This window comes from Pseudomonas cyclaminis (assembly GCF_015163715.1).
Classification (GTDB): domain Bacteria; phylum Pseudomonadota; class Gammaproteobacteria; order Pseudomonadales; family Pseudomonadaceae; genus Aquipseudomonas; species Aquipseudomonas cyclaminis.
Genome location: NZ_JADDUM010000260.1, coordinates 1 through 15,755, shown reverse-complemented (window position 1 = coordinate 15,755; position 15,755 = coordinate 1). Strand labels below are relative to the sequence as shown.

Sequence of the window (15,755 nt, the reverse complement as noted above, 5' to 3'; positions counted from 1 at the left end):
AAAAAAACCGCGGCATTCTTGAGAGAGAATCAACCCAATGGCCACCGAACGCCTGATCTACCGTCCACCAACACCCCAAGACCTGCCGCGATTATTCGCGATCTTCGGCGACCCCCTGACCAATCAGTTCAACCCTGCCGGCCCCCTGGCCGGTCTGGCCGACGCCCAACGGCTGCTCGATCACTGGCTCGCCCAATGGGCACGCGACGGTTATGGCTGGTGGGCGATTGCCCGGCTTGAAAACCCGGGTCACCTCATCGGTTTCGGCGGCATCGCCCCCCTCAACTACCTCACCGAGCGCCGCATCAACCTCGGCTACCGTTTTGCCGTGGAGGCGTGGGGGCAGGGCTATGCCACCGAACTTGCCCGCGATGCGCTGGCGTTGGCCTTTGAAAACCTGAACGTGCCCCAAGTGTTCGGGCTGGTGCGACCCGATCACGCCGCCTCGATCCGCGTGTTGGAAAAGGTTGGCATGCAGCACTTCGGCCTGCTCGACGATGTGCCTGGCCAGGCACCCAGCCTGGTGTTGCGTATTTGTCATCCTACAACTGCGTCTCTCTGAAACTTTTCGTAATCACGTAGTACCTGGACAAGCGGCAATATTTGAGATTGACACCGCTCAGGCGTCTCGCTATAAAAGCCACAGTTGTACGACGACATATGACGTTACATATGTCCTACCTAACAAAAATAAAAAGTGATGCCATGAATCTGAACGAGCCCATCAGCGCCCACCGCGTGGGTCAGGCGGTAGGCAACTATCGCTGGACCATCTGTGCGATGTTGTTTTTCGCCACCACCGTCAACTACCTCGACCGTCAGGTGCTCAGCCTGCTGGCACCGCAGTTGTCCACGCAATTTGGCTGGAGCAACACGGATTACGCCAACATCGCGGCGGTGTTCCAGTTCGTGTATGCGATTTCCATGCTGTTTGCCGGGCGGTTTGTCGACAAGATCGGTACCAAGGCCGCCTATGTGGTCGCGATTGCCATCTGGTCCACCGGCGCCATCATGCATGCGTTTTCTGTACAGATGGGTGAGGGCATCGCTGCCGTCAGCAGCGCGATTGGCTTGGCGGTGATTCCGGTATCGATTGCCGGCTTCATGCTCTCCCGTGCAGTGTTGGCGATTGGCGAGGCGGGCAATTTCCCGATTGCGATCAAGGCCACCGCCGAATATTTCCCCAAGAAGGAGCGCTCTTTCGCGACCGGTATCTTCAACTCCGGTGCCAATGTCGGCGCGATCCTGGCGCCGATCTGCGTGCCGCTGATTGCCGGCATGTGGGGCTGGGAGGCCGCCTTCATGGTGATCGGCATGCTCGGCTTCCTGTGGGTGGCGGTATGGGCGGCGGTGTATGAAAAGCCCGAGCAGCAAAAGCGCCTGTCGGCCGAAGAACTGGCCTATATCCGCAGTGACCAGACCGTACAGCCACAAATCAAAGCTCCGGCTGGCACGCCCGAGAAGAAAGTCTCGTGGTTCAAGCTGCTGACCTACCGCCAGACCTGGGCCTTTGCCTTCGGCAAGTTCATGACCGACGGCGTGTGGTGGTTCTTCCTGTTCTGGCTACCGACTTATCTGTCGGCGCAATACGGCATGAAAGGCGCCGATATCGTCATGCCGCTGGCGGTGCTGTACAGCATGACCATGGTCGGCAGTATCGGCGGCGGGTGGTTCCCGAGCTACTTCATGGCACGCGGCGATGCCCCGTACGACGGCCGCATGAAAGCCATGCTGGTGATCGCGCTGTTTCCACTGGTGGTATTGCTGGCGCAGCCTCTGGGCTATATCAGCTTCTGGGTCCCGGTATTGCTGATCGGCGTGGGTGCGTCTGCGCACCAGGCGTGGTCGTGCAACATCTTCACCACGGTGTCGGACATGTTCCCGCAGAAAACCGTGGCCTCGGTGGTCGGCATTGGCGGCATGGCCGGTGGGATCGGCGGCGTGGTGATGACCAAGATCGGCGGTTGGGTGTTCGACTACTACAAGTCGATCAACGACATCCACACCGGCTACATGATCATGTTTGCCATCTGCGCCCTGGCTTACCTGGTGGCCTGGAGCGTGATGAAGACCCTGGTGCCACGTCACAAGGAAATCACTGACCTGTAGACACTTATTTCCAGCAAATCTCTTGCGTAGATACCCTCTTGTCCGGTGACGGTGAAGACGGTATCTACGCATTATCATTTTGAAGATGTGTAACACCGCCCGTCTTGGGTGCGGGGCTACAGCGTCCGCGCCCAGGTCTGGCTGACCAGCTGCTTGCCGAAACTGGTCACTGGTTCCTCTTCCACCAGCTCGAACCCGGCTTTCTGGTAAAGCTTGCGTGCATCAGTGAGGATGTCCACCGTCCACAACATCATGCGTTTATAGCCGACATTTCGCGCAAAGCGCACGCACTCGTCCACCAGGCGCTGGCCGATACCCAGCCCCCTAGCGCTGGCATCCACATAAAGCATGCGTAACTGGGCAGTGTCATCGTCATGGCGCACCAAGAACACCGAGCCCACTGCTTCGCCGTCTTTTTCCGCGATCCAGCAGCGCTCCCGCGTCGGGTCGAATTCGCGCAGGTACTTGGCGACAATCTCCGCCACCAGCGCTTCAAACTCCCAGTTCCAGTGGTATTCGCGGGCATAGAGCGCGGCTTGCTGCTGCACTACCCGCCCCATGTCCCCGGGCCGTGGGTCCCGCAACAGGTAACTCGGCGCAGTCCCTTGCAGCAGCGCCTGGATGCGCTGCATGGCGTCAGTCAGCTGTTGCTGTTGAGGTTCGGGCAGGCCGTCGAGCAGGGCGATGACTTCATCCTGGGTCTGCTGCTCCAGAGGCGCCAGGACCGAGCGGCCCAGGTCGGTCAGGTGCAATTGCACCGCGCGGGCATCGGTGACGCAGCGGACTTTCTGGATCAGGCCTTTCTTTTCGAAACCACCGGTCAACCGGCTCAAGTAGCCCGCATCCAGGCTGAGCATCTGGCACAGGTCCGCGCTGGTCAGGTCGCCACGGGACGACAACTCGTACATCACGCGGATTTCGGTGAGCGAATAGTCACTGTGCAGCAGGTGTTCCTGCAGCACGCCGATCTGATGGGTATAGAAACGATTGAAACCGCGCACGAGGCCGGCGCGTTCCACAAGCAGGGGAGTGGACATGCTGAATGCTCAAATAGTTGCCTGAGGCAATTATATTGTTGCCTCAGGCAAGCATGTCAAACGCTTTGTTTAACGGTTACGCGTCACCCGCCACACGGTATTGGCCAAGTCATCGGCAATGATCAGTGCGCCTTTGGGGTCCACCGTCACACCCACCGGGCGGCCACGGGTCTTGCCGTCGTCACCACGGAAACCGGTGGCAAAATCAATCGGCTCACCTGCCGGTTTGCCATTGCTGAATGGCACAAAGATCACCTTGTAGCCCACCGGATTCTCACGGTTCCAACTGCCGTGCTCGCCGACGAACACGCCATCGGCGAATTTCTCACCCATTGCCGGGATGGAAAAGTCCACACCGAGCGCCGCCACATGGGAGCCCAGGCTGTAATCGGGCTTGATCGCGGCCGCGACTTTGGCCGGGTTCTGCGGTTGCGCGCGCGGGTCGACGTTCTGGCCCCAATAGCTGTAGGGCCAGCCGTAGAACGCGCCTTCACGCACCGACGTCAGGTAGTCCGGCACCAGGTCGGGGCCGAGTTCGTCGCGTTCGTTGACCACGGTCCACAACTGCCCGGAGTCGGGTTGGATGGTCAGCGCGGTCGGGTTGCGCAGCCCGGTGGCGTAGGGCTTGTGCGCGCCGGTGGCAGCGTCGATCTGCCAGACCATGGCGCGGTCGATCTCCACTTCCATGCCCCGTTCGGTCACGTTGCTGTTGGAGCCGATGCCCACATAGAGCTGGCGCCCGTCGGCACTCACGGCCAGGGACTTGGTCCAGTGGTGGTTGATCTGTGCCGGCAGGTCGGTGACTTTGACCGGCGCGCCACTGGCCTTGGTCTGGCCGTCGGTGTAGTCGAAACGCACCAGCGCATCCTGGTTGGCCACGTAGAGTTTGCCGTCGGCAAATGCCAGGCCGTAGGGCGCGTTGAGGTTGTCGGCGAACACGGTTTTCAGCTCGTAGGTGCCGTCACCGTCGGCGTCGCGCAGCAGGGTCAGGCGGTTGCCGCCCTTGACCTTGGTGTTGCCCTCGGCCTTGATCAGGCTGGCGATCACATCCTTGGGCTTGAGCTTGGCCGCACTGCCGCCACGGCCTTCGGCGACGAGGATGTCACCGTTGGGCAACACCAGGGTCTGGCGCGGAATCGCCAGGTCGGTGGCGATTGCGGTCACGCTGTAACCCTCGGGCACTTTGGGTTTTTGCTCGCCCCACGGCGCCGGCTCGGCGATCTTCATGCTCGGCAGCAGGCTGCTTTGCTGCTCGGGCAACTTGGGATCGGGGCCACGGGCCTGGGTTTTATCGCCTTCGCCACCACAGGCGCTCAAGAGCAGGGCGGCACTCAACAGGGTCAATGTGCTGGACGTCTTCATTTGGCACCTCCCGAACGCAGGCCGGTCCAGGTTGCTGCCAGCGTCAGCAGCATCACGATTGCCGACAACACCAGGCCGGTCGGCATGGCGGCATAGGCATCCTTGGCGTGTTGGAAGGCATTGACCAACCCCAGGACCCAGGTGACCAATAGCAGCAGGACATACAGCGTGGGCTGCCCGGCCTTACGCTCGGCGCGCAGCAGGTTGACCAGTGCAAACAGCAGCGCAAAACCGCCGAATACCAAGGCACCGGCAATCAGCCAGGAGGCGAAGTTGGCCCATTGAATCTGGTAGGTCTGGGTGTAGGCAATGTCACTGAGCAGGGCGCCGAGAAACAGCGGCACGGTGCCGGCGAGCAAGGTCGCATGCAGCGGACCTGGCGTACGGCGATAAGTGGAGAGGGTAGTCATGGTGATGGCGGCTCCTTGTTTGTTTCAACGTAGCTTTTTTTTCAACGTAGCTATCCAACGCCTCTGGGCGGCGCAGCGCATAGGAAGTGAGCGCGGCGCTTGTCAGAAAGTTCAGGGTGATTGGTGTCTAAATATTATGAACCCGCTGCCTGGGGCTGCGCCTAAGGCCTTATCATCCTGTCCTTTCCTTTCGCCGGGCGCCTCCATGACACACCCTCGCATTGGCTTTGCCTGCCAGTACAAGCATCCTGAACGCCTCTTGTCGGCCAGCGCCCTCAAGCTGATCGAAGGCCCGTTCAACCCGCGCACGACCACCTTGCGCTGGATGGACGGGGTCACGCCGCAGGTCGCACGGGACAAGCTGGTCGAAGTGGTCACCCATAATCTGGCGGCACAATTGCGCCTGCTTGCCTATGTCGCCGACCTGCCGCCAACCTTGCGCATGCTGCGCTTGAGCAGCGACCTGCTGCCGTTCTACAGCCATCCGAAAGTCGCCGGCGTCTATACAGACCCCGCCATCGAACGCCAATTGATCGAAGGTTTCGCCGCCATCGGCGAGCTGGCGCGCGCCTCGGATATCCGGCTGTCGTTCCATCCCGGCCAATACTGCGTGCTGGGTTCGGAAAACCCCGGCGTGGTGGAAAACAGCCTCGCCGAATTCGAATACCACGCCGACATGATCCGCATGATGGGCTACGGCCAGCGCTTCCAGGACCTCAAGTGCAACGTGCACATCGCCGGGCGCCTCGGCGTGGAAGGCACCCGCGCCGTGTGGTCGCGTCTGTCGGAGGTGGCGCGCAACTGCATCACCTTCGAAAACGATGAAAAGACCTACGGCCTCGACCATTGCCTGCAAGTCGCCGACCTGGCGCCGGTGGTGCTCGACATTCACCACTGCTGGATCAACGAAAACGAGTACATCGACCCCGACAGCGAACGCGTCACCCGCGTGATCGACAGCTGGCGCGGCGTACGCCCGACGATGCACTACTCCCAGCCCCAGGAAAGCCTCCAGGAGCTGGGCTTCGACGCCGAGCACAAGCTGGAAATGGACGCGCTGTTGCAGGTGGTGTCCAAGCGCGACCTGTATGGCCACAGTGCGCAGATGTGGAATCGCTGGACCAACGACTACGCGCTGCAGTTTCTGGAGCGCTTCGACATCATGCTGGAAGCCAAGGACAAGAACGTGGCGGCGCTGGCGTTTTATGAGCACTGCAAGCGATTCGCTGGGCGCGAGAGCAGCGGCCCCCCCCAGGTCATAAGGTGGTGCGGGCCATGCACGGGATGCGCTGCTCGTCAAAACCCTGAAGCGCGGGTCGCTGACGTCACGACTCGGCTCCAAGGTTTTCTGGACTGGATGGCAACACCGCCAACGAAGCGACAGTAGTTGCGTATCTGTCCGATCATTGAATCAACCAGGGTTATGGCATAAAGATTTCTATGGGTTCGGAGTGCGGTGCTCGCGGATCAACCGCGTAATACTGGGGCGTGGAGGTGAATACGCCGTTGTCGCTTACGATGCTGACCTTGATCGCATAACTGTGCCCTTCGAGCACTGCGGATGCACGCACGCTGAGCAAGAAATTCATCCCCACGCTGTTGACGTTGTGAGTCACGTGCAGGGCGATTTCATCAATGGCCTCTCCGGCGTCGTTTACCTCCAGCAAGGCGGCGTAAAGGGTTGAGTGGCGTGGCAATCCAATTCGTGTTGCATAGCTGGCTGCACACGCAATGGAGTAGTGATATTCGCTCATTGTAATGTCCCTGTTGGTCGGTGGATCTGTTGGGTGAGCAGGGATAATACGAACTCATTGAGCGCGTGGGGATCGGACGCGTCAGCGCTTCAGGGAGGACATCGGCGCTGGTTGGCTGTGGTTTTTTCGGGTGGGTGAGAGGGCTGGTGGCAGCCCCCATTTGATCAAGACTTGAAACGCCCCACCAAGCCATTGAGTTCATCCGACAAATCCGACAAGCGTCCCGAGTCGTCCTGCGCCGAGTTGGCCAGGCTTTCCACCAGCCGCGCTTCGTCGTAGATCTGTTGGATATGCCGGTTGATCTCTTCGGCCACGCTGTGTTGTTCCTCGGCGGCGGCGGAGATTTGCAGGTTCTGGTCACGGATCTCATTCACCGACAACTGGATGCCTTCAAAGCTGTCCCGAGCGCTCTCGATGGACGACACGCTGGCCCGTGACAGGTCCAGGCAACTGCCCATTTTTTGCGTGACTTCCTGGGTCTTGTTTTCCAGGGTGCCGAGCAGGTGTTCGATTTCGCCGGTGGAGTCGGAGGTGCGCTTGGCAAGTGCGCGCACTTCATCGGCCACCACCGCAAAACCACGGCCCTGATCACCGGCGCGGGCCGCTTCGATGGCGGCGTTGAGCGCCAGCAGGTTGGTCTGTTCGGCAATGGCGCGGATGGTGCCGAGGATCTGGTTGATGCTGCGGCTGCCGGCTTCCAGTTCGACCATGGCCTGGGACGATTCGGTCAGGCGCCGGCCCAGTCGGTTGACGTTGTCGGTGGTCACTTCGATCTGCTGCTTGCCCTCGGCCACGCGGCGATGGCCGTTCTCGGCGGACTCCGCCGCGCCGCTGCACGAGCGCGCCACTTCGTTGGCGGTGGCGACCATCTCGTTGAACGCGGTAGACACCAACTCCACCGCCTCACGCTGACGCCCGGCGGCTTCGTTCATGTTGTGCGCCACTTCGCTGTTGACCTTGGAGGCGTTCTGCAAATTGGCCGAGGCTGCGCCGATGTGTTGGATCAGTTGGCGAATGGCCGCCAGAAACTTGTTGAACCAGCCCGCCAGTTCGGCGGTTTCGTCCTTGCCCTGTACCTGCAACGCGTGGCGCAGGTCGCCTTCGCCCTCGGCGATGGATTGCAAGCCGCTGCTGACCTGGCCGATGGGCTTGACGATCACCTTGGAAAACGCTGCCGCGAGCAAGCCGAAGACCAATACCAGCACGCCGACGATGGCGGCGGTGAGGTAGGTCATGCGCGTGGCTTCGGCCATCACTTCGTTGTGTTCGATCAGGCCGATATAACGCCAGCCCAGGCCGGGGGAGGTCCACACGTTGGCCATGTAGCGCACACCGCCGATCTCTACTTCGGTGGAGCCCTGCGACGTTTGGGCAAGGTGGGCATAGGCGTCGCCCAAATCCTTGAGCGGTTTGAAGCTGTGGCCGGCGTCACGTGGGTCGACCAGCACCACGCCGTCCTCGATCAGCATCACATAGCCGCTTTCGCCGAGCTTGATGCTCTTGACCAACTCGGTGAGGTTCTTCAGCGACACGCTGACCACGAACACGCCTTTGGCCTTGCCCGCGTTATCCAGCAATGCCCGTGCAGTGCCCACCAGGGCCACGTCATCTTTGTCGTAATAGTAAGCCGGGGTGCGCACGGTCTTGCCGGGACTGGCCATCGCCGCTTTGTACCAAGGGCGCGTGCGCGGGTCGTATTTGGCCAGTTGCGGGTCATCGGGCCATTTGACGTAGGTGCCGTCTTCCAGGCCGATGGACAGGATGGCCGCCGCCGGGTGGGTGGCGCCAAAGCGGGCGAAACGGTCGATCACGGTTTGCGCGGCCGCAGGCATCGGTTGGCTGGCGGCATCCGCAGGTTGGTAATTCTTCAAGGTGTTGATGGAGGTGTATACAGGATCCGTAGCCATTTGATCGACGTTCTGCAGCGTGCCGTCGAAGAACTGGCGGATATTGCCATCGATCTGGCGGATTTCCCGGGTGCTGCCATCAATGAACTGGTCAACCGCCTGGGTTCGCGTGTTCATGACAGAGATCACGGCCACCAGGCTCACCGGGATAAACGCGACAGAGACAAATGCCAGGACAAGCTTATTTTTTATTTTCATCGAGACGACCATCAGCGCAGAGGGTGGTCAAACCGCCGCGCTCTGTCACAGCAGTGCGGCGATTTGCTATCAATGCTGTTTCGGCCCGTCTCCAGCAAATCTTTAGGGTTTTTTGTACACAATACAATCTACGATTGTTCTGTATCCAATCAGTAGACATCACGCAAGTAACGCTTCTGCTCGCTCAGTTGGCGCCAGTACTCCACGGCGTCCTCCACGCCAAGCCCCCCGTGGGTGTGCGCCACTTGGCGCAACGCCTGGTCGACATCCTTGGCCATATGGCTGGCGTCGCCGCAGATGTACAGCTTGGCGCCGTCCTGCAACCAGCGCCACAGCTCGGCGCCCTGTTCGCGAATGCGGTCCTGCACGTAGATCTTCTGCGCCTGGTCACGGGAAAACGCCAGGCTCAGGTGAGTGAGCAGGCCATCGCGCTGCATGCCTTGCAGTTCGTCCTGGTAGTAAAAATCGCTGGCGGCGTACTGCTCGCCAAAAAACAGCCAGTTACGGCCTTGATGCCCCATGGCCCGACGCTCCTGCAAAAACGCGCGGAATGGCGCCACCCCTGTGCCGGGACCGATCATGATCATCGGCACGTCGCCGTCCCTGGGCGTGCGGAAGTGTTTGGACGGCTGCACAAACACCGGCACTTCGCCGTCGCCCACGCGGTCGGCGAGGAAGGTCGAGGACACACCTTTGCGCTTGCCGTATCGCACCGCCGCCACTGTGAGGTGGACTTCCTGGGGGTGGGCCTTGGCGCTGGAAGCAATCGAATACAGCCGCGGTTGCAGGCGCTTGAGGGTGCCGAGCAGTTCGTCCGCCGTGCACTCGATGGGATATTCCTGCAACACGTCCGTGAGCTGGCGACCCCATAGCCAGTCTTTGAGTTCCGCCTTGTGCTCGGGGCGTATCAGTTGCTCCAGGCCTGGATTGGCGCTGCGCTCGGCAATAAAGGCCAGGGTCTCGTTGCCGGGGCGGGCGATTTCGAAGTGCTGGGTCAGCGCCTGTTGCAGCGACACGTCGCCGAAGGTCTCGATGTTCACCGAAGCGCCTGCGCTCAGTTGGGTCAGCTCAAGCAGTTCACTCACCAAGTCCGGGCAGTTGCGCGGCCGCACGCCGAGGGCATCACCGGCTTCGTAGGTCAGGCCGGAACCCGCCAGGTCCAGGGCGAACTGGCGGGTTTCTTTGTGGGCGCTGTGGGGGTTCAGGTGCCGGTTGAGCAGCAGGCGTGACGGGTGCAGTTTGGTTTTGCCGGCCGGGGTCGCCGCCGGTGCGACGGGCTTGGCCGGGTTGAGGGTTTGCTGGAATCGGGTCAGCCAGGCATCGGCGGGCTCTTCGAATTCGGTATCGCAGTCAACGCGTTCCAGCAGGCGGGTGGCGCCCAGTTCCAGCAGGCGCTGGTCAAGCCGTTTGCCGTGCCTGCAGAACTGGTCGTAATTCGGATCGCCCAAGGCCAGCACCGCAAACCGCAAAGACTCCAGGCGCGTCTCGACGGTGCTGAGGCTGTGCCAGAACCCTTCGCCATTGTCCGGCGCGTCGCCGTCGCCAAAGGTGCTGCTGATCAGGGCCAGGGTCTGGATGCTGGCCAGTTTGCTCGCGGGGAAGTCCGCCATGGCGCTCAGTTCTACGCTGATGCCTGCGTCGCGCAGGCGTTTGGCAAAGCGCTCGGCGAGGGCTTCGGCGTTACCGGTTTGCGACGCCCACAACAGCGTGACGTCCGAGGCGGCTACTGGCGCACAGTCTGCGCGGCTGAACAATCCGCCGAGCAAGCCGTCCAGCCACAGGCGGGCATCCTTGGCCAGCGGCGCGCTCGCCGGCATTACCGGTACGCCAGCGTCCTGGCGCGCCGCACTGGAGTGCAGGCCACTGAGGAACCCGGCGAGGTAGGTGCGTTCACTGTCGCTCAGTGACGGCGCCGGTACATTACGGATGCCGGCGAGTTCGGCGAAGGCGTCGAGGCGCGACATGGTGAAGTCCTCTGGGAGATCTTGGGGGGCGGGTTGATCAAGGAACTGATGGTCGATCAGCTCGACTCGGGCCAGCGCGACGGCGCAGCACTTGAACTCGGGCTGCAGGGAGATCGGGTCGACGGCATCGTTGGTCACCGCGTTAATCGCCAGGTGCTCGCCAAACACATCGTTCCAGTGGAAGGGCGCAAAGCAGTTGCCGGGCCGCACACGGTCGGTGATCAGCGCAGGCAGCACCGCACGCCCACGCAGGGAGCGCACTTCCACCGGATCCTTGGCCTTGAGGCCCAGGCGCGTGGCATCGTCGGGGTGGATTTCCACGAACGGGCCGGGGTTGAGTTTGTTCAGGGTGGCGACCTTGCCGGTCTTGGTCAGGGTGTGCCACTGGTGCTGCACGCGGCCGGTGTTGAGCACGAACGGGAAGCTGTCGTCGGGCATTTCCGCAGGCGGCATATGGGGGCGCGGGAAGAACTGGCCTTTGCCGCTGTCGGTGGCAAACGTGAGCGTGCCGGCAGTGCGGTAGCGGATCGGGTTGCGGTTAGCCGCATCGGCCGACGCGCAGGGCCATTGCAGCGGTTGTTCACGCAGGCGTGCATAGGTGGCGCCGCGTATGTCGTAGCCGGTCTTGGGGTTCCAGGCGCGTTTGATTTCTTCGAACACCTCGTTGGCGCTGGCGTAGGTGAAGGCCTCGGCAAAGCCCATTTCACAGGCGACCCTGGCGATGATTTGCCAGTCAGGCAAGGTCTCGCCGGGCGCCTCGACGGCTTTTTGCATCAGCGTCAAGTTGCGTTCGGAGTTGATCATCACCCCTTCGGCCTCGGCCCATAGCGCGCCGGGCAGCAGGATATCGGCGTAGCGGTTGGTCTCGGTGTCGAGGTAGGCGTCCTGGGTGATCACCAGTTCGGCGGTGCGCAAACCGTCGATGGCGGTCTGGCGATTGGGCACGCTGGCCACCGGGTTGGTGCAGATGATCCAGCAGGCCTTGATCTGCCCGGCGGCCATCTGCTCGAACATCGCTACGGTGCCGTTGCCGGCCTGGCGCGGCAGGTGGTCAGGCGGGATTTGCCAGAGGTCTTCGATAAATGCTCGGTCGGATTCGACCATCACTGAGCGCTGCCCCGGCAAACCCGGCCCCATGTAGCCCATTTCGCGGCCACCCATGGCGTTGGGTTGGCCGGTGAGGGAAAACGGCCCGCTGCCGGGGCGGCAGATCGCGCCGGTGGCCAAGTGCAGGTTGCACAGGGCGTTGGTGTTCCAGGTGCCGTGGGTGCTTTGGTTGAGGCCCATGGTCCAGCAACTCATCCACTCGGCGGCCTGGCCGATCCAGTCGGCGGCTTGGCGGATATCCGCTTCGGCCAGCCCGGTGAGGGCGGCGACGCGGTCGGGCGAATAGTCCTCAAGAAAGCCAGGCATGGCCTCCCAGCCTTCGGTGAATGCGGCGATGAAGGCCGGATCGGTATGGCCGTTTTTCACCAGCAAGTACAGCAGGCCATTGAGCAGGGCGAGGTCGGTGCCGGGCTTGATCGGCAGGTACAGATCGGCCTTGTCGGCGGTGGCGCTGCGTCGGGGGTCGACCACGATCAGCTTCGCCCCGGCCTTGACCCGGTCCATCATGCGCAGGAACAGAATCGGATGACAGTCGGCCATATTGGCGCCGATTACGAAGAACAGGTCGGCGCGGTCAAAGTCTTCGTAGGAACCCGGTGGTCCGTCCGAGCCCAGGGACAGCTTGTAGCCGCTGCCCGCGCTGGCCATGCACAGGCGCGAGTTGGACTCGATGTTCGGCGTGCGCACAAAGCCCTTGGCCAACTTGTTGACCAGGTACTGCGCCTCCAGGGACATTTGCCCGGACACGTAGAACGCCAGCGCATCGGGGCCATCGCGGTCGAGGATATGGCGCAGACGGCCGGCGGGTTTCGCTGATGGCGGTGTCCATGGCGATGCGCACCGGGTCGTGATCGCGCTGTTCGCGCAGGTAGGCGTTCTCCATGCGGCCTGACTCGGCGATGGCTTGGCCGCACGTAGTGCCTTTGGTGCATAGGCGACCGAAGTTGGTGGGGTGGGCCTTGTCGCCGATCACCTTGATCACTGTGTTGTTTTCCACTTGCATCACGATGCCGCAGCCGACACCACAATAAGGACACACGCTGCGTACGCTTTGGTTTGCCATCCGTCACCCTCGAAACTTTTTTACCCGCCAACAAAAAAGCGCCCTGCAACCCTCCGTTTGGAAACGGGGGGTTGCACGGCGCCTTTGTCGTGAATGGGCAATCAGCGTTGACTGCTTTATGCAGGTGTTCCTAGCAAGTCACGCGCCAGCTTTTATAGGCAATGGCATAAGAGGTGTTTTGTGGTGAGCGGGGTCGTTGCCAGCCTGGGAATTGATGATGCAGGTGCGCCTTTTTGATGCGGGACGCACCACTTGGAGGCGAGGTTAGAGGCGTTTTGCGCAGTCAATTGTCTACTGCCGCCACGAACACGAGGCTGCGGCCAATTGGCACGCCGCCTGCAAGCTACCCTTCAACCCCACTCGGTCAACGACGATCGACAGGCCCTTCAAGGTCATGGGCATAAAGCGATGGATCCGGCGAAGTCGTCCGAACCGATCCCGCATAAGAACAGGCAAAGACGCCTGGAACCGCAAGGTTTCAGGCGTTTTTTTTTGCTTTTTAAACCGTGATGAATGTTGTCAGGTGCTGATATGAACAAACCGATGAAAACCCTGATCGTCGTTGGCAATGGCATGGTCGGTCACCATTGTGTGGAGCAACTGATCGAGCGCGGTGCGCTGGAGCACTTCCACCTGCATGTGTTCAGTGAGGAGCCGATGCGCGCCTATGACCGTGTGCACCTCTCCGAGTATTTCACCGGCCGCGATGCCGAGTCGCTGGCCCTCTCCGAGGCGTCGCTGTACCAGACGCCGGGGGTGACCCTGCACCTGGGTGTGCCGGTGTTGGAAATCGACCGCGCCCGCCGTGAGGTGATCACGGCGCAGGGCTGCGTGGGGTACGACACCTTGGTCCTGGCCACCGGTTCCTACCCGTTTGTGCCACCAATTGAAGGCGCCGAAGGCGATTCGCGGTTGGTGTATCGCACCTTGCAAGACCTCGATGCCATTCGTGCTGCGGCAGCCAATGCCCGGCGCGGGGTGGTGGTCGGCGGTGGCTTGCTGGGCCTGGAAGCGGCGAACGCCTTGAAAAGCCTTGGCCTGGAAGCCCATGTGGTTGAGTTCGCGCCACGCTTGATGCCCGTGCAGTTGGATGATTTTGGCGGCCTGGCGCTCAAGGCCCAGATCGAACGGCTGGGCGTCGGTGTGCACCTGTCCCGTGCCACGCAGTCGATCAGTGCGGGCGAGCAGTACCGCTATCGCATGAACTTTGCCAACGACGAATTCCTCGAAACCGACCTGATCGTGTTCTCCGCCGGTATCCGCGCCCAGGACGCCCTGGCGCGCCAGGCTGGCCTGGAGATCGGCCCACGCGGCGGCGTGGTGATCAACGATGAATGCAAAAGCTGCGACCCGCACATCTACGCAATTGGCGAGTGTGCCTCGTGGAATGGCAGCCTGTTCGGCCTGGTTGCGCCGGGCTACCAGATGGCCCGTGGGGTTGCCGCGCTGTTGTGCGCGCAGGCTGCCGAGCCTTTTGTCGGCGCCGATATGTCCACCAAGCTCAAACTGCTCGGCGTTGACGTCGGCTCCATCGGCGACGCCCACGCCCACACGCCGGGTGCGCGCAGCTACCAGTTTATCGACGAGGCCAGCGCCAGTTACCGGCGCCTGGTGGTGGATGCATCGGGCAAGCACGTGATCGGCGCGGTACTGGTGGGTGACAACAGCTACTACGACACCTTGCTGCAATACATGCAGAACGCGATTGCGCTGCCGGCCGAACCGGCCAGCCTGATCCTGCCGTCGTCCGCCGGCGCACCGACCCTCGGCCCCGGCGCGCTGCCCGAATCGGCCACCGTGTGTTCCTGCCACAACGTCACCAAAGGCGCGATCTGCTCGGCCATCGATGGCGGTTGCAGCGACCTCGGCCTGCTCAAAGCCCAGACCAAGGCCTGCACCGGTTGCGGCGGTTGCGCGGGGTTGCTCAAGCAGGTGTTCGAGCACGAACTGATTGCCCGTGGTGTCAGTGTCGACAAGAGCCTGTGCGAACACTTCGCCTACACCCGTCAGGAGCTGTATGCCCTGGTGCGGGTGGAAGGGGTGATCACCTTCGAAGAACTGCTGGCCAAGCACGGCCGTGGCCACACCGGATGCGACGTGTGCAAACCGGCGGTGGGTTCGATCCTGGCTTCGTGCTGGAACCAGCCGATCATGGACGCCTCGCTGGTGCCATTGCAGGACACCAACGACACGTTCATGGCCAACATGCAGAAGAACGGCACCTACTCGGTGGTGCCACGGATTCCGGGCGGCGAGATTACCGCCGACAAGCTGATCGTGATTGGCGAGGTCGCGAAGAAATACGACCTCTACACCAAGATCACCGGTGGCCAGCGCATCGACCTGTTTGGCGCGCAGTTGCACGAGTTGCCGGATATCTGGGCCGAGCTGATCGCGGCCGGTTTCGAGACCGGGCACGCGTATGGCAAATCCACGCGCACGGTCAAATCCTGCGTGGGCAGCACCTGGTGCCGCTACGGCGTGCAGGACAGCGTGAAAATGGCGCTGCTGATCGAGGACCGCTACAAGGGCCTGCGTTCGCCGCACAAGCTCAAGTTCGCGGTGTCCGGCTGCACCCGCGAATGCGCCGAAGCCCAGAGCAAAGACGTGGGCGTGATTGCCACCGAAAAGGGCTGGAACCTCTACATCGCCGGTAACGGCGGCATGCGTCCACGCCATGCCGAACTGTTTGCCACCGACCTCGATGACGCGACGCTGATCCAGTACATCGACCGTTTCCTGATGTTCTACATCCGCACCGCCGACAAACTGCAACGTACCTCGGTGTGGCGTGAAAGCCTGGAAGGCGGCCTGGATTTCCTCAAGGACGTGATCCTGCACGAC

General features: G+C 61.8%; 9 protein-coding genes and 2 pseudogenes. 4 read left to right on the top strand and 7 right to left on the bottom strand.

The genetic code is table 11. The annotated features are described in order from the left end of the window. Positions 1–37: 37 nt before the first annotated feature. Together IQK56_RS27095 and IQK56_RS27090 are read left to right on the top strand one after the other, a co-directional pair. Positions 38–562: a GNAT family N-acetyltransferase gene (locus IQK56_RS27095; RefSeq protein WP_193863883.1), complete on the top strand. Its 525-nt coding sequence runs from the start codon at positions 38–40 to the stop codon at positions 560–562. A 143-nt stretch (positions 563–705) separates the two neighbouring features. Continuing rightward, positions 706–2,109 carry an MFS transporter gene (locus IQK56_RS27090; protein WP_122305769.1) on the top strand — a complete coding sequence of 468 codons (1,404 nt, stop codon included), beginning with the start codon at positions 706–708 and terminating at the stop codon, positions 2,107–2,109. 116 nt (positions 2,110–2,225) lie between these two features. Here the strand turns inward: IQK56_RS27090 and IQK56_RS27085 are convergent, their stop codons facing one another. The 3 genes from IQK56_RS27085 to IQK56_RS27075 all read right to left on the bottom strand — a co-directional run bounded on the left by IQK56_RS27085 (position 2,226) and on the right by IQK56_RS27075 (position 4,918). Further along, on the bottom strand, positions 2,226–3,146 hold the full coding sequence (locus tag IQK56_RS27085; RefSeq protein WP_122305770.1) for a bifunctional helix-turn-helix transcriptional regulator/GNAT family N-acetyltransferase: 921 nt from the start codon (positions 3,144–3,146) through the stop codon (positions 2,226–2,228). Positions 3,147–3,215: 69 nt separating this feature from the next. Next, positions 3,216–4,508, bottom strand: a complete 1,293-nt coding sequence (locus tag IQK56_RS27080) for a PQQ-dependent sugar dehydrogenase (RefSeq protein WP_193863884.1) — start codon at positions 4,506–4,508, stop codon at positions 3,216–3,218. After that, positions 4,505–4,918, bottom strand: a complete 414-nt coding sequence (locus tag IQK56_RS27075; RefSeq protein WP_160385003.1) for a DUF2231 domain-containing protein — start codon at positions 4,916–4,918, stop codon at positions 4,505–4,507. The genes IQK56_RS27080 and IQK56_RS27075 overlap by 4 nt, the downstream gene beginning before the upstream one ends. A gap of 205 nt (positions 4,919–5,123) precedes the next feature. Here IQK56_RS27075 and IQK56_RS27070 point away from each other — a divergent pair, with 205 nt between their 5' ends. After that, entirely contained in the window at positions 5,124–6,305 is a 1,182-nt protein-coding gene (locus IQK56_RS27070; protein WP_246500303.1) for an apurinic/apyrimidinic endonuclease family protein, read from the top strand. A 34-nt stretch (positions 6,306–6,339) separates the two neighbouring features. Here the strand turns inward: IQK56_RS27070 and IQK56_RS27065 are convergent, their stop codons facing one another. From IQK56_RS27065 to IQK56_RS27055, 4 genes and pseudogenes are all read right to left on the bottom strand, one after another. Beyond that, positions 6,340–6,672 carry a YbaY family lipoprotein gene (locus IQK56_RS27065; RefSeq protein WP_122308775.1) on the bottom strand — a complete coding sequence of 111 codons (333 nt, stop codon included), beginning with the start codon at positions 6,670–6,672 and terminating at the stop codon, positions 6,340–6,342. Positions 6,673–6,836: 164 nt separating this feature from the next. Next, positions 6,837–7,604 carry a methyl-accepting chemotaxis protein gene (locus IQK56_RS31845; RefSeq protein WP_425274597.1) on the bottom strand — a complete coding sequence of 256 codons (768 nt, stop codon included), beginning with the start codon at positions 7,602–7,604 and terminating at the stop codon, positions 6,837–6,839. 87 nt (positions 7,605–7,691) lie between these two features. Next, positions 7,692–8,696 (bottom strand): annotated as a pseudogene (locus IQK56_RS31840) (cache domain-containing protein); the annotation flags it as partial. A gap of 230 nt (positions 8,697–8,926) precedes the next feature. Further along, positions 8,927–12,911: pseudogene (locus IQK56_RS27055) on the bottom strand (bifunctional nitrate reductase/sulfite reductase flavoprotein subunit alpha). 531 nt (positions 12,912–13,442) lie between these two features. On the opposite strand from IQK56_RS27055, the gene nirB reads away from it, so the two are divergent. Beyond that, the coding region (gene nirB, locus IQK56_RS27050; protein ID WP_193901889.1) for a nitrite reductase large subunit NirB at positions 13,443–15,755 on the top strand (2,313 nt) is incomplete at its 3' end.

What these genes read in the sequence shown, in the direction of transcription:
- IQK56_RS27095 (WP_193863883.1), top strand. Translation starts at nt 38, where the DNA reads ATGGCCACCGAACGCCTGATCTACCGTCCACCAACACCCCAAGACCTG.
- IQK56_RS27080 (WP_193863884.1), bottom strand. Translation starts at nt 4,508, where the DNA reads ATGAAGACGTCCAGCACATTGACCCTGTTGAGTGCCGCCCTGCTCTTG.
- IQK56_RS27075 (WP_160385003.1), bottom strand. Translation starts at nt 4,918, where the DNA reads ATGACTACCCTCTCCACTTATCGCCGTACGCCAGGTCCGCTGCATGCG.
- IQK56_RS27070 (WP_246500303.1), top strand. Translation starts at nt 5,124, where the DNA reads ATGACACACCCTCGCATTGGCTTTGCCTGCCAGTACAAGCATCCTGAA.
- IQK56_RS27090 (WP_122305769.1), top strand. Translation starts at nt 706, where the DNA reads ATGAATCTGAACGAGCCCATCAGCGCCCACCGCGTGGGTCAGGCGGTA.
- IQK56_RS31845 (WP_425274597.1), bottom strand. Translation starts at nt 7,604, where the DNA reads ATGAACGAAGCCGCCGGGCGTCAGCGTGAGGCGGTGGAGTTGGTGTCT.
- IQK56_RS27065 (WP_122308775.1), bottom strand. Translation starts at nt 6,672, where the DNA reads ATGAGCGAATATCACTACTCCATTGCGTGTGCAGCCAGCTATGCAACA.
- IQK56_RS27085 (WP_122305770.1), bottom strand. Translation starts at nt 3,146, where the DNA reads ATGTCCACTCCCCTGCTTGTGGAACGCGCCGGCCTCGTGCGCGGTTTC.